11 protein-coding genes are annotated in these 13,795 nt (G+C 70.2%); 6 read left to right on the plus strand and 5 right to left on the minus strand.

The annotated features are described in order from the left end of the window. The coding region (locus tag AP234_RS33860; RefSeq protein ID WP_055483846.1) for a lytic murein transglycosylase at nucleotides 1-910 on the minus strand (910 nt) is incomplete at its 3' end. Between the two features lie 235 nt (nucleotides 911-1,145). On the opposite strand from AP234_RS33860, the gene AP234_RS33865 reads away from it, so the two are divergent. Both AP234_RS33865 and AP234_RS33870 read left to right on the plus strand, forming a co-directional pair. Continuing rightward, a complete protein-coding gene (locus AP234_RS33865) occupies nucleotides 1,146-1,760 on the plus strand; it encodes a trimeric intracellular cation channel family protein (protein ID WP_055483847.1) in 615 nt (204 codons plus the stop codon). An 88-nt stretch (nucleotides 1,761-1,848) separates the two neighbouring features. Beyond that, a complete protein-coding gene (locus AP234_RS33870; RefSeq protein WP_063843204.1) occupies nucleotides 1,849-2,559 on the plus strand; it encodes an HAD hydrolase-like protein in 711 nt (236 codons plus the stop codon). A 55-nt stretch (nucleotides 2,560-2,614) separates the two neighbouring features. Here AP234_RS33870 and AP234_RS33875 read toward each other — a convergent pair whose 3' ends face one another. The 3 genes from AP234_RS33875 to AP234_RS33885 all read right to left on the minus strand — a co-directional run bounded on the left by AP234_RS33875 (nucleotide 2,615) and on the right by AP234_RS33885 (nucleotide 7,825). Further along, complete coding sequence (locus tag AP234_RS33875) at nucleotides 2,615-4,909, minus strand: ATP-binding domain-containing protein (RefSeq protein ID WP_055483848.1); 2,295 nt, start codon at nucleotides 4,907-4,909, stop codon at nucleotides 2,615-2,617. A gap of 171 nt (nucleotides 4,910-5,080) precedes the next feature. Continuing rightward, nucleotides 5,081-7,444 (minus strand): LuxR C-terminal-related transcriptional regulator, encoded by a 2,364-nt coding sequence (locus AP234_RS33880; RefSeq protein WP_055483849.1) that lies wholly within the window; start codon nucleotides 7,442-7,444, stop codon nucleotides 5,081-5,083. 147 nt (nucleotides 7,445-7,591) lie between these two features. Next, nucleotides 7,592-7,825, minus strand: a complete 234-nt coding sequence (locus AP234_RS33885) for a hypothetical protein (protein ID WP_055483850.1) — start codon at nucleotides 7,823-7,825, stop codon at nucleotides 7,592-7,594. A 275-nt stretch (nucleotides 7,826-8,100) separates the two neighbouring features. Here AP234_RS33885 and AP234_RS33890 point away from each other — a divergent pair, with 275 nt between their 5' ends. The 3 genes from AP234_RS33890 (at nucleotide 8,101) to AP234_RS33900 (ending at nucleotide 11,912) form a co-directional block, all read left to right on the plus strand. Next, nucleotides 8,101-10,359 carry an MMPL family transporter gene (locus AP234_RS33890; protein WP_055483851.1) on the plus strand — a complete coding sequence of 753 codons (2,259 nt, stop codon included), beginning with the start codon at nucleotides 8,101-8,103 and terminating at the stop codon, nucleotides 10,357-10,359. Nucleotides 10,360-10,644: 285 nt separating this feature from the next. Further along, complete coding sequence (locus tag AP234_RS33895; protein ID WP_160330541.1) at nucleotides 10,645-11,202, plus strand: OmpA family protein; 558 nt, start codon at nucleotides 10,645-10,647, stop codon at nucleotides 11,200-11,202. 32 nt (nucleotides 11,203-11,234) lie between these two features. Further along, a complete protein-coding gene (locus AP234_RS33900) occupies nucleotides 11,235-11,912 on the plus strand; it encodes a hypothetical protein (protein WP_055483853.1) in 678 nt (225 codons plus the stop codon). 15 nt (nucleotides 11,913-11,927) lie between these two features. Here AP234_RS33900 and AP234_RS33905 read toward each other — a convergent pair whose 3' ends face one another. Then, the gene (locus tag AP234_RS33905; protein ID WP_235558543.1) at nucleotides 11,928-12,596 is read right to left on the minus strand and encodes an MBL fold metallo-hydrolase; all 669 of its coding nucleotides are present in this window, start codon (nucleotides 12,594-12,596) and stop codon (nucleotides 11,928-11,930) included. A gap of 420 nt (nucleotides 12,597-13,016) precedes the next feature. Here AP234_RS33905 and AP234_RS33915 point away from each other — a divergent pair. Then, a partial coding sequence (locus AP234_RS33915) for an IS701 family transposase (RefSeq protein WP_152990781.1) occupies nucleotides 13,017-13,795 on the plus strand: 779 nt, incomplete at its 3' end.

Consider the following 13,795-nt stretch of genomic DNA (forward strand, 5'->3'; position numbering starts at 1 on the left):
GTTCGCCACGGGTGGTGATCACGTAGACCTGCCAGTTGTAGTAGGCGTAGTAGTTCCGTACGTCCCGCTTCATCTGGCGGGCGTGCAGCAGCACCGCGTCGACGTACGCATTGGAGTGGTTGTAGGCGTACAGCGCACGCCGGTAGTCGCGCGGCGCTCCCGAGGCGTGCAGGTAGTTGGCCGCCGCGAGCAGGGCGTCCCGGGTGTCGTGGACGTCACCGCCCATTCCGTACGCCTTCCAGGTGCCCGGCATGAACTGCATCGGCCCCTCGGCGCCCGTGTAACTCGGCGACCTCACCCGGCCGAACTTGGTCTCGACGAACATCACCGCCGCCAGGACCTCCCACTCCACGCCGAACCGGCGCTCGGCCCGCCGGAAATGCTTGAGCAGCACATCGGCCGGCTCTGGCGGCTCGACGCGGAACTTCGCCGTCCCGCTGACGGGGTGGGCCAGGGAGAGCAGGTCCCGTACGGCCGTCACGTTGTCCCGGGCCCGTCCGGCCAGGTCCTTGGGCAGCTTGTCGTACGTCCGGGACGCGATCTTCGGGTTGCCGGCCAGGTAGCGGTAGACGCGCTGCTCGTACAGCGCGGGCAGGACCACCGACTCGGGCGACTGTCCCTTGGCGGGGCCGCCCGTACGGACCCAGTCGTCGATGCCGTCACGCAGCAGCGCGACCGTACGGCGCAGGGCCTCGGCCAGCCGTGCGGGGTCCTTGGGGATGGCCGCGTCCGGCGCGGGCAGATCGGCGGCCGGGGGCTCCGGCGACGACGCCGAAGGTTCCGGCGTCGGCCGCACGGACGCCGCCTGTCGCGTCGCGCTCTCGGAGACCGGCGTGGCCGCACCGGCTGACCCGGCATGCACCTTCGACCCGGCACAGCCGGAGATCGGCACGAGCAGGCCGGCGAGCACGCCGGCGAGCAGCCTGCGACTCCACCAAGGCCGACACCCCTGCCGACGCCCCTCCCGGCGCCCCTGCCGCCCATCGGGCCGAAGCCGACGTCCGGACCGCCCGTTCCCCGCCCAGTGATCCTTCATTCTTCCCAACGTATGCCCATCGGGGGACCCGCACACCGTTCTTACAGACCACCGCTGCGGTCCTCACCACTCTCGCGGCTTATGGGGGCTTCTGGGAGACTGGGCAGCCATGTTCCCCCTGCTCGACCTCGCCGGAATCTTCGTCTTCGCCCTGTCCGGCGCGCTGCAGGGCGTGCGCAAACGACTCGACGTGATCGGCATGGCGGTGCTCGCGTTCTTCACCGCCGTCGGCGGCGGCATCATGCGCGACCTGTTCATCGGCGTGCAGCCCGCCGCGTTCCGGGACACGGGATATCTCCTCGTGCCGATCGCGGCCACCGTCATCGCCTTCTTCTGGCATCCGCAGGTCGAGCGGGCCATGCCCGGCGTGCTGGTCTTCGACGCGGCGGGCCTCGGCCTGTTCTGTGCGGTCGGCACCGCCAAGGCGCTGCACTACGGCCTCGCCCCGCTGCACGCCGTCTTCCTCGGGGTCTGTACGGCGGTCGGCGGCGGCGTCATCCGAGACGTCCTGTCCGGCGAGCGGCCGACCCTGCTCTACGACCGCCAACTCTACGCCGTGCCGGCGATGCTCGGCTCGACGGCGATGGCCGTGCTGTACGCGCTGGACGTGCGGGGGTTCGTCGCCACCCTGTCCGCGGCCGTGCTCGCCTTCGGCTTCCGCATCCTCGCCATGCGGTACGGCTGGCGCGCTCCCCTGGCGAGGGGCATCGGCGGACCGCGGTGAGCGACCGCCCGCCCCGGCGATCTCCCGGGGACCGAGTCTGCGATGCCGCCGGGACGTACCGGACGTTCTCGATCGTTAGGCTCGAACGGTGAGCACTGGCAAGACACTGGTCCTTTGGGACATCGACCACACCCTGATCACCACGGGCGGCCTGAGCAGGAACATCTACGCCGACGCCTTCCAGGCCACGACCGGCCGGACACTGCGGCAGGTCGCGAACATGGCGGGCCGTACGGAACGGGCGATCGCGACCGACACCCTCCGCCTGCACCACATCGAGGTCTCCGACCAACTCCTCACCACGTTCGGCCTCGCGCTGGCCGAGGCGTTCCTGACGTACGAAACGGCGCTCAAGGAGCACGGCAGGGCGCTGGACGGCGCGCGCGAGGCGCTGGCCGCCCTCGCAGACCGTACGGACGTCATCCAATCCGTGCTCACCGGCAACATGGAGTCGATCGCGATCGGCAAGCTCAAGGCCTTCGGACTCGATCATTTCGTGGACTTCGAGGTCGGCGCGTACGGCATGGACCACGAGGAACGCCCCGAACTGGTCCGCCCGGCCCAGGAACGGGCCGCCCGCAAGTACGGCCAGGCGTTCACCGCCGGCAACACCGTGCTCATCGGCGACACCCCGAACGACGTCCTGGCCGGGCACCTGGGCGGCGCCCGGGTGATCGCCGTCGCCACCGGGACCTACGACGCGGCCGCCCTTCGCGAGGCGGGCGCCGAGGCCGTCCTCACCGACCTCGGCGACACCCCGGCCGTCGTCAGTGCCATCCTCGCGACAGCGCACCCATGAGCACTCCGGCAAACGCACCGACAACCTCGGTTCTTGCCGCTGTTCCGGAGCTGTGTCACACACTCGTCCGCCGGGCCAGGTTGCCGAGCATCTCGGGCAGTGGCTCCTCGTAGACCACGGTCAGCCGACGGGTCGCTCGCGTGATCGCGACGTAGAGGTCCTGGCCGCCCTTGGCGGACTGCCGCAGGATCGCGCCGGGATCGACGACCACCACCGCGTCGAACTCCAGTCCCTTGGCGCCACGCACCGGGAACACCGCCACGGGAGCGTCCAGCGGGTCACCGTCGTCGACACCGGGAAAGAGCGTCGCGATCTCGGCATGACGGGCATCGGGGACGATGACGGCGAGCCGCCCCTCCCCGATCGCCGCCAGCTCCGAATCGACGAGCCTGCGCAGGTCGGTCTCCGCCGCCGGTACGGCACGCGGCCGCGCCTCGCCGTACCACACCGACTCGGGCACCGCCTGATCCGGCATGACCGCGTTCAGCACGTCGACGGCGACCTCCATGATCTCCGCGGGGGTCCGATAGTTGATCAGCAGGCGCTCCTCGCGCCAGCGGCCGCCCACGTGGGGGTCGAGCATCTCCGCCCAGGACCGTGCGCCCGCCGCCGACCCGGTCTGCGCGATGTCGCCCACGACGGTGAGCGAACGAGACGGCACCCGGCGCATGACCGTCCGCCAGGCCATCGCGGAGAGCTCCTGCGCCTCGTCCACGATCACATGCCCGTACGCCCAGCGCCGATCGCGGGCGGCCCGGTCGGCCGTGGTCAGGTGGGCGCCGGTGTCGCGGTTGCGGTCGGCGACGGCCGCCGCGTCCATCACGTCACCGAGCTCGTTGACCGCCAGGACCTCCCCGGCGTACAGCTCCTCCTCGGCCCGCTCCTCGGCGCGGCGCATGCGCTCGGCCGACCGGCGGGCGACCGCCTCCATGGTCTCGTCCTCACCGAGCAGTTCGGCGGCCTCGTCCAGCAGCGGGACATCGCCCAGCGTCCAGGCGGCCGAACGCGACCGCGGCAGCACCCCCAACTCCTCCTCCGACAGGTACGGCGAGGCGGCCGAGCGCAGCCGCCGCTCATCGGACAGCAGCTCACCGATCAGCCGCTCCGGGGTGAGCTCCGGCCACAGGGCGTCGAGCGCGTCGCGGACCGACCGGTGCTGCCAGAGCCCGCGCGCGGCGTACCGCAGATCGTCGGCGTCCATGGGCCGGTCGAGCCGCTCGGCCTCGTCGCGGGCGAGCGCGGCGAGCATCTCACCGAGGAAGAGCCGGCGCGCCGCGTTGTGCGGCCGCCGCAGCCCGCGGGCACGGTCACGGGCGCGTCGGCAGACCTCGTGCGCCACCCGCAGCGTCATCTCCTCGACCACGACCTCGACGCCGCCGCGCAGTGACGTCCTGACCGGGATCGCCACCTCCAGATCTCCGTACGGCACACGCTGACGGTCGCGGACCGCCGCCTCCACCACCCTGGCCATCCGCGGATCGCCTTTCACCACGGCCGCGGCCGGCTCGTCCTCGGCCGTCGCGTACACCCCGGGATAGAGTTCGCCCAGGCTGGACAGCACGACCTCGGTCTCGCCGAGCGACGGCAGCACGTGGCCGATGTAGCGGGAGAACGTGGCGTTCGGGCCGATCACCAGCACGCCGCGCCGTTCCAGTGTCGCCCGATGGGCGTAGAGGAGGTAGGCCGCCCGGTGCAGGGCGGCCACGGTCTTGCCCGTGCCCGGACCGCCCTGGACCACCAGCACACCGGGCAGCCCGGACCTGATCACCCGGTCCTGCTCGGTCTGGATCGTGGCCACGACCTCGCCCATCCTGCCGGTACGGCCCCGGCGCAGCGTGGCGAGCAGCGCGGCCTCGCCGACGAGCGTACGGCGGTCGTGCTCGCTCATCCGGTCGAGGTCGAAGACCTCGTCGTCTATGTCGACGACCTTCCTGTCCCGGGTGTGGATGTGCCGGCGCCGCACCAGCGATCCGGGGGCGCCGGGCGTCGCAACGTAGAACGGGCGCGCTGCGGGGGCGCGCCAGTCGACGAGCATCGATTCGTGGTCGTCGTCACGCAGCCCGACGCGACCGATGTAGTGGGTCTCGCCGTCCGCGTCGTCGATCCGCCCGAAGCACAGGCCGCGCTCCACGGCGGAGAGCTGGGCGAGGCGCCGCGCATGTTCGGCGGCCGCGACCTCGCGTTCGACCACCGCCTGCCTGGTCCCGGTGCCCCCGCGGGCGAGCACCTCGCGCAGCGCGCGCTCTGCCCGCTCGCGCGCGACGTCCAGACGTCGGTAAAGCCGCGACACGTACGCCTGCTCCGCCCCCAGGGCCTCGACCCGGGCGGTCTCGGATTGACACTGCTCCATGCGTCTGTTAGACTCCTAATTGAGAGGTGGGTATTTTTTCGCGCTTAGCCACCCCATCTTAGGTGATCGGGTTTCGCCATGCACGTCCGCAGGCGGGGCCCTTTTTCATTTCGCCCGCAGCCTCACACGCGCATCACCGAACCGGGTGCTCATGCCCCGATGGGGAAGGGTTCAGGAGGCCTCGTCCCTGGCCCGGCCGCTGAGCCAGGCCGCGATCTGCGTCCTGGAGTTGAAGCCGAGCTTGTCGAGGATGTGCTCGATATGCCCTTCCGCGGTGCGCTGCGAGATCACGAGCGCGGCCGCGATGTCCTTGTTGCTCAGCCCCTGCGCGACGAGTTCGGCGATCTCGGACTCCCGGCGGGTCAGCGGCCACAACCGCCCGGGAACGCTCTCCGCCTGGGACCGCTGTGGCGACCCCTCCTGCAGGGCATAGCGGATCGCCTCGCCGTACGACATCTTGGCGCCGCGCTTGAACGCGGTCTGGAAGGCCGTCTCGCCCATGGCCTCCAACGTCAGCGCCGCGCACTCGTCGTGGTAGCGCCGCAGATAGCCGAACTCGGACAGCGGCGCGTCGACCGCGTGCCACACCCGGTCGAGCACCCCGAAGAGCCGCGCCGCCCGCTCGAACTGCCTGTCGCTCGCCGCCGTCCAGGCGAGCACCTCCAGGCTGAGCCCCGCCCCGGCCAGGTCGTCGAGCTCGTCCAGGCACCGGAGCGCCTTCTGCTCCAGCGTGGCGGCCTCCCGGAGATCACTCTCCCGCCAGGCCTGGACGCCGAGCGCCGTCATCGCGTACGCCCGATGCCAGTGTTCCCGGTGCTCCTCGCAGAGCTTCACGCTCTCCTGCCCGACGGCCTTCGCGAGGTCGCCCTCGTCCCGCAGGCAGTGCACCAGGCAGAGCCGGTTGAGCACGACCGCCAGGCCCACCGGATCGCGCGCGGCGCGGTGGTCGTCGGCCGCCTCCCGGTAGAGCCGGAGGCCCAGGTCGATCTCCCCTCGGCCCATCGCCACCATCGCCGAGTAGGTGACCACGTAGGCGAGCACGCTCTTCAGCCCGAGACGCTCGGCGATGGCGCGGCTCTCCGCGAGCAGGGCCTCGGCCGTCTCATGGTCGGCCTGGATGACGGCCAGCCAGGCGGCGGCGGCCAGCGCCCGGGCCCTGACCTCGCTCGGCTCGGGGTCGAGGGCCAGGCCGCGGTCGAGCCAGCGGCGGCCCTCGCCCACCTGATAGGCGACCCGCCAGTGATAGAGGAGATCGGCGGCCGTCTCCAGGCCGGTCCGGGCCTCGCACGGCTCGGTGAAGGACCATTCGAGGGCCGCCCTGATGTTCGACTGCTCCTCCAGCAGGCACAGGGACGTGACGAGGTGGTCCGGGCCGAACACCTCGGCCCGCGCCCGCGCGGCGCGCCGCCGGAAATGGTCACGGTGCCGCCGCTGCAGGGCGGCCTCCTGGCCGGACTCGACGAGGCGCTCCCTGGCGTACTCGCGGATCGTGTCCAGCAGCCGATATCGCACCCCGGTCCGCTGCCGTTCCTCCCTGATCAGCACCGATTTCTCGATCAGTCCGCTGATCAGGTCGAGGACGTCCTCCCTGGCGATGCCGTCGCCCGAGCAGACCTCTTCAGCGGCCTCCAGGTCGAGCCCGCCGTGGAACACCGAGACGCGCTGCCACAGCAGCCGCTCCTCCTCCATGCACAGGTCGTAACTCCAGTCGATCGACGCCCGAAGCGTCCGCTGGCGTGCCTGCGCGGCCCGAGACCCCGACGTCAGGAGCCGGAAACAGTCGTCCAGTCGCTCCAGCACCTGCTCCACCGACAGCGCGCGCAGCCGTACGGCCGCCAGCTCGATCGCCAGGGGAAGGCCGTCGAGCCTGGCGCAGATCGCCGCGACGGTTTCCCGATTGGCCTCCGTGATCTGGAATCCGGGCAGGACAGCGGCGGCCCGCTCGGCGAACAGCCGCACCGCGTCGGACTCGTCCACCGGCTCGGCGAACAGCGGCGAGCCGGCCGCGCCGGTCGACGACGGCAGGGGCAGCGGCGCGAGGTCCACCGTCTGCTCACTGCCGATCCCGAGCGCCTGCCGGCTCGTCGCGAGCACCCGCAGGTCCGGCAGCGCACGCACCAGCGTGTCCACGAGAACGGCGCACTCGGCGAGCAGATGCTCGCAGTTGTCCAGCACGAGCAGCACGTTCCGGCCCGCCAGGTGCTCGATCAGCACCTCCACCGTCGGGCTCGACGACACTCGTGAGGAGACGCCGACGGCCTCCGCCACGGTCGGGACGACGAGGTCGGCCCGGTCCAGCGTGGCGAGTTCGATCAGCCACACCCCGCCGGGGAAGGCCCGGCGCACGTCCTGCGCGACGCGGGTGGCCAGCCGTGTCTTACCGACCCCGCCCACTCCGGTGACGGTCACCACGCGCGACGCGGACAGCAGGCGTTTGACCTCGGCGACCTCGTGCCGACGCCCGACGAAGCCGGTGACCTCGACGGGCAGCCCGTTCTGTCCTCGTTTAACCGCCCTCGTTGACTCCGCGGCCATAGTGCTTCACGCAGCCCCCCGCGTCCTCCGCGTGCACATCCCCGATCCGCTGCTGGGCTCCCGACCCGCTCGCCCCTCGAGACCCTCCCGGTCGCGGCCCCCGCCAGGCCCGGCACCTCAAGGTTACCGTTCCCGTTTCCGCCGGACTCAGGCCGAGCCGAGGCGCCGCAGGATCTGCTCCCGCCGGTTACGCAGGTTTCCGATCAGGGCCTCCTGCTGTTCGACGTTGGTCAGCAGGGCCGCCCGCTCCGCGGCGTCCGTCGGGGCGTTCCAACTCTGCCCGATCTCCTCCCGCATCTGCGCCGCATCCCGGGTCAGCCTCTCGATCTGGGCGTCCACCTCGTCGAGCTCGCCCTTCAGCTCGGATTCGTCCCTCGTCACGCGATCCCCTCCCTCCGTCCCCTCCGTTCATCCGTACGGTCCTCACATTCCACGAGCACGGGAAACTAACCGAGGTCACCGCCTTGTACGCCCCGGATACGAGTCACTCCCCCTATACCGAGCGGGGAAATTCCTGAGGAAGGCATCGGGGATGTCCCCTAGCCCGCGAGAAGGAGGAACGTACGCCGTCGGCAGGACCCGCGATTTGGTCTTCACGTCCGATGTTCCGGCCGTGATCGCTTTCTACGGTTAAACCGCAGATAAAGGGAGTGATTATGGAACGCCGGAAGAAGAACTTCGCCGCCTCGATAGGCGGATGGAGTGCCCGCCACCGCTGGTCGGCGCTGCTCATCTGGATCGCCTTCGTGGCCGTCGCGACGTTCGCCGGGAACGCCGTCGGCACCGAGAAGATGAAGAGCTACGAGAGCTTGAACGGCGATTCCCGCCAGGCGGCGCAGATCCTCGACGCGGCGAACTTCGCCGACGTGGCGAGCGAGGTCGTGCTGGTGCAGACGCGCACGGGGTCGCTCACCGTTTCCGACCCCGCTTTCCGCCGGGCCGTGCTGGACGTGAAGAGCGCGGTCGAGGCGACCGGCCAGGTCGAGAACGTGCGTACGCCATATGACGCGCAACCGTCTCCGGTGACGGCGGACCGGCGCACGACCCTGGTCCAGTTCGACATGAAGGGCGAGGCCGCCACGGCCGACCAGCGGATCACGCCGGTGCTCGACGCGGTGGCCGGGGTCCAGCGGGCGCATCCGGACCTGCGGATCGAGGAGGCCGGCGGCGCGAGCGCCGACAAGATGATCGGCGAGGCGATCGACAAGGACTTCGTCCGCGCCGAGCAGCTCTCACTCCCGATCACCCTGGGCATCCTGCTCGCCGCCTTCGGAGCGCTGCTGGCCGCGGTGGTCCCGGTCGCGCTGGCGATGACGGCCATCGCCGCGGCCACCGGACTGCTCGCGTTCACCAGCCAGATCCTGCACGTGGACTCGGCGACCAGCAACGTCATGCTGCTCATCGGTCTGGCGGTCGGCGTCGACTACTCACTCTTCTACATCATGCGTGCCCGTGAGGAGCGGGCGAAGGGCCTCGACAAGGGGCGGGCGCTGCAGATCGCGGCGGCCACCTCGGGCCGCGCCGTACTGATCTCCGGCATCACGGTCATCGTCGCCATGGCCGGCATGTTCCTCACCGGCAACGGGATCTTCATGGGATTCGCCGAGGGCACGATCCTCGTGGTGCTGACCGCCGTCGTCGGCTCGCTGACCGTGCTGCCCGCGCTGCTCTCGCTGATCGGCGACAAGATCGACGCCCGGCTGATCCACGGCACGGTCCGCGTCGCCACCCGCGGCCGCGTGACCTGGCGGCGGGTGCTCGGCGTCCGGGGCGGGCAGAGCCGGATGTGGGGCGCGATCCTCCGTCCCGTGCTGCGCCATCCGCTCGTCTCCACGGTCATCGCCGGCGGCCTGCTGGTCGCGCTGGCCGTTCCCGCGCTGAGTCTGAAGACGGGACCCCAGACCATCGACGACCTGCAGGGCGACTACGCGATCGCGGAGACCTTCAAGCGGATCGACAAGGCCTTCCCCGGGGGAACCGAGCCGGCCGTGGTCGTGGTCAAGGCCGACGACGTCACGACTCCCCGGTTCACCGCCAAGATCGAGGAGTTCAAGCGGCAGGCCATGGCCACGGGTGAGGCCAACGAGCCCTTCCACGTCGCCATAAATCCCGACAAGACGGTGGCGAAGATCAGCATAGGAATCAAGGGATCCGGCACCGACGCGGTCTCCGAGCACGCCGTCCACACGCTGCGCGACGAGGTCATCCCCGCCACGCTCCCCGGCGCCCACGTCACCGGCGGGACGGCCGCCTCAATGGACTTCAACGACCAGCTCGGCCGGACCATCCCGCTGGTCTTCGCCTTCGTCCTGCTGCTCGCCTTCATCCTGCTGCTGATCTCGTTCCGCTCGCTGGTGATCGCGATCAAGGCGATCCTGCTCAACCTGCTGTCCGTCGCGGCGGCCTACGGCGTGCTCGTGCTGGTCTTCCAGGACGGGTACGGCGAGAGCCTGCTGGGCTTCCGCTCGATCGGGACGATCACCGACTGGGTTCCGCTGTTCCTGTTCGTCATCCTGTTCGGCCTGTCGATGGACTACCACGTCTTCATCCTCAGCCGCATCCGTGAGGCGTACGACAAGGGCATGCGCACCGAGCAGGCGGTCACGGTCGGGATCACGAGCACGGCGGCCGTCGTGACCAGCGCCGCGCTCATCATGGTCGCGGTGTTCGCCACCTTCGCCACGCTGTCCCTGCTGACCTTCAAGGAGCTCGGCGTCGGGCTCGCCGCGGCCATCCTGATCGACGCCACGATCGTCCGCGCGGTGCTACTGCCGGCGTCGATGAAGCTGCTCGGCCGCTGGAACTGGTACCTGCCGCGCTGGCTCGGCTGGCTCCCCCAGCTCTCCCACGGCGACGAGGAGACCGAGGAGGAGGCCGCCGCGCCCGCGGATCGCGCACCCGTCCTCGTCAACTGATCACGGTACGGCCGGGGGCCGGGGGCGGCCACCCCCGGTCCCCGGCCGTTTTTCTCGCTTACGGAGAGTGGGGCGGCCACCCGCATCGGGCCGGACCGCCGGAAGGTGTGCCGTTCCGGGCGGCGGCCCATGGTCGGCTGCGGTAATATGCCGGTTTTGATCACTTATGGGGGTATTGGTGCATTCAATCGAAGCGGCCCTCGCCATCTCCGGTTCCAGGCCTGCTTCCAAGCCGATGATCACACGGAATCGTCGAGAGTCGTACGATCACGGATTCTCACCCCATTGGGTGACCTTCCCGTGGAGCGGGCGATGCGGTTCGTGACGCTGGCCCTGGCCCTCGCCCTGTCGTCCACCGGGTCGACGCCAGGTGCGCTCGAACCAACGGTCCAGGAGTCGATCCGCGACCTTGCGATCGGCGACGCGATCCGCGACCTCGAGCTGTCGATCGAACCGCTGGAGACCGAGGTCAGCCGGGCCGACCGGACCACGGTGACGATCGCCTCCGACGTCCTTTTCGATTTCGGCAGGGCCGGGCTGACCGAGGTGGCCACCCGCCGGCTCGGGCTGCTCGCCGAGCGGGTCAGGAGCAGCGGCGGTGTCGTCCGGGTGGAGGGCCACACCGACTCCATCGGCGGCGACGCCTACAACATGCGGCTCTCCCGGCAGCGGGCCCAGCAGGTCAAGAAGGCCCTCGACCGGATCCTGGGCGGCACCCCTCGCACGGTCGCCGTCGGGTACGGCAAGACCCGGCCGATCGCCCCCAACACGAAGGACGGCAAGGACCATCCCGAGGGCCGGGCCAAGAACCGCCGGGTGAGCATCAGCTTCGCCGCGAAATGAACTCAGCCGTGGAAATCCGCATTGGAGTATCGATGCACGCGCTCAAGAGAACCCTGCCCGCGATCGCCGTTCTGGCAGCGGTGACCACCGGTTGCGATCTGTCGATCGGCGCAGACTCCGCGGCGCCGACCGCGGTGGCCACCTCGACGGCCGACGCGGCGAACGCCCCGGCGACCGGGCCGAACGACGGCGACTCGACCGGCTCGGATTCATCTGGCACCGACTCACCCGGCACCGACTCACCTGGCACCGACTCATCCGGCACCGGCTCGACGGCCGCGGGGGGCGACGCCGCCGCCCCCACTCCGGCGCTGGCCGAGGCGACCTTTCCCGCCCCCTTCGCCAAGGGCGCGACCGTGGACGTGGCCCTGCACGGTCTGAAGCGCCGCGGACAACTTCTCGACCTGACCTTCTCGCTGACCCCGCACGCCCCGGACGGCTCCGGCGCACGGGAGAAGCTGAGCCCCTACCGGATCCTCGGCCAGAACTCGTTCAATGTCACCCTGATCGACACCGTCAACGTCAAACGGCACGTCGTGGTCGAGGACTCCGAGGGGAAGACCCTCAAGCCGGACGATGTATTCACCACGATCCTGCTGGACCAGCAGGGCATGCTCACCTACACCTTCGCGGCCCCGCCCGCCGACGTCACCCGGATGGACGTCCATATCGCCAACTGGACCCCATTCCATGACGTGCCGGTGGAGTAGTAGGAACGTACCGGTTCAGGATGAGAGCGAGGTGAACGGCTCGGCGAAGTGAGCGGTGGCGAGCACACGGGCGCGGGCGAGAATCGCCTTGCGGCTGCGGACGGCCTCCGCCGGATCCACGTCGTACACATAGGTGATGGTGGGATCGCCGAGCTGGACGGGGTGGTGCAGCACGTCACCGCTGAGCACCAGATCCCCCACTTCCACGCACTGGTGACCCGGGGTGTGGCCGGGGGTGTGCAGCAGGCGGACCCCGGGAAACGGCTCGACATCCCCGGACACCACCTCGACCCGGTCCCCGAGTGGGGCCACCACCTGCTCACGCATCGGCCCGGAGATCCAGTCGAGCTCGGCCCGCTGGATCAGGTGGCGAGCGTTGGGGAAGACGGGGGCGCCGCCCACGACGCAACCGCCGGCGTGGTCACTGTGCAGGTGGGTGAGCACGACGGCATCGACGTCGCCCGGCTTCACTCCCACGGCGGCCAGTTCCGCCACAAGCCGCCCAGGGACCGGCGCCCAGCTCGCCGCAGGCGAGTCGACGCCGCCGATCCCGGTGTCCACCAGGACCGTACGGCCGCCGGCCAGCAGCAGATAGCAGTGGAAGTGGAGCACCCACTCGGCGTCCTCGGGGAAGGACGCACCGCGGAACATCTCGGGCAGCGGCTTGCGGATCGCGGCCCCCATCGGGCCGACGGCATCACACAGCGGGATTACCTCAACCCCGGACACGATTCTCGGTTCATGCGGCATCGTGCCACGATAGAAGAGCCGTCGTTCAGCCGCGAGCCCCCTCGGTGTCGAAGCAGATCACGCTGCATGCTGCCGTCCTCCGCCCACATCCGTCGGCGGTGTGGCGGTGCGGATCGGGGCCGAAGCCAGCCATCCAGCAGGCGATCAGCACCTCAGCCCGCCCGTCCCGGTCGTAGTCGCCGGCCCGCAGCGCTCCCGACCACCTGAACTCGCCCTCCGGCTCGAGAACGGGCCGAGCCCGCGCCAAGCGGCCAGGCCTTTCGTGAGCAGCTCGACCTGGTCGCCGTCCTCGTACTATCGTTCACGCTGAGTGATCTCGCGCATGCGAACGGCCGCCTCTAAGATCAAGATCTTGTGAGAAACCACGATCAGAAGACGGCCGCAGCCGCCATCGTAGAGTCCGAACTGCTGGAGCGGAAGTTCACCGAGCTGACCAGCGCGATCGCGGGCACTTTCGGACGGGTCGAAACCCGCAAGGCCGCGACCGGCTACCTGCGTGGCCTGCTGTCGGAGATCCCCCGCAAGACCTGCTGGGACCTGGGCAAACACGCCGGATACGAGACGCCGGACGTGATGCAGCGGCTGCTGTCACGCGCCGTATGGGACGAGGACGCCGTCCGCGACGTGGTCCGCCGCTATGTGACCGGCCACCTGGCCGACCCGGATGCGGTGCTGGTTCTCGACGAGACCGGCCAGGAGAAGAAAGGCGTCGCCACCTGCGGGGTAGGCCGCCACGGCACCGCCGGCAAGGTCACCAACTGCATCGTCGCCGTCTACGCCACCTACGCCAGCCCCCATGGCCACGCCCTGATCGACACCGAACTATACGTGCAGCGCAAGTACGTCGACCAACCGGCGACGCGGGAGGCGATGGGCCTGCCCGACGACTGGCGGTTTGCGACGAAACCGCAGCTCACGCAGCGGATCATCGCCCGCGTGCTGGCCGCGGGCGTGCAGATCTCCTGGGTAGCAGGTGATGAGGTGTACGGCCGCGATCCCAAGCTGCGCGCCTTCCTGGAACAGCGGCAGGTCGGGTATGTGCTGGCGGTCGGTGTCGACTTCAGCGTGCCCACGGCGGCCGCCGCGACGACTACCTGGCCAAGTGGGAGCGGCGCTCTCGTGCGGCGCGGGCT

The organism is Sphaerimonospora mesophila (genome assembly GCF_001417795.1).
Taxonomy (GTDB): domain Bacteria; phylum Actinomycetota; class Actinomycetes; order Streptosporangiales; family Streptosporangiaceae; genus Sphaerimonospora; species Sphaerimonospora mesophila.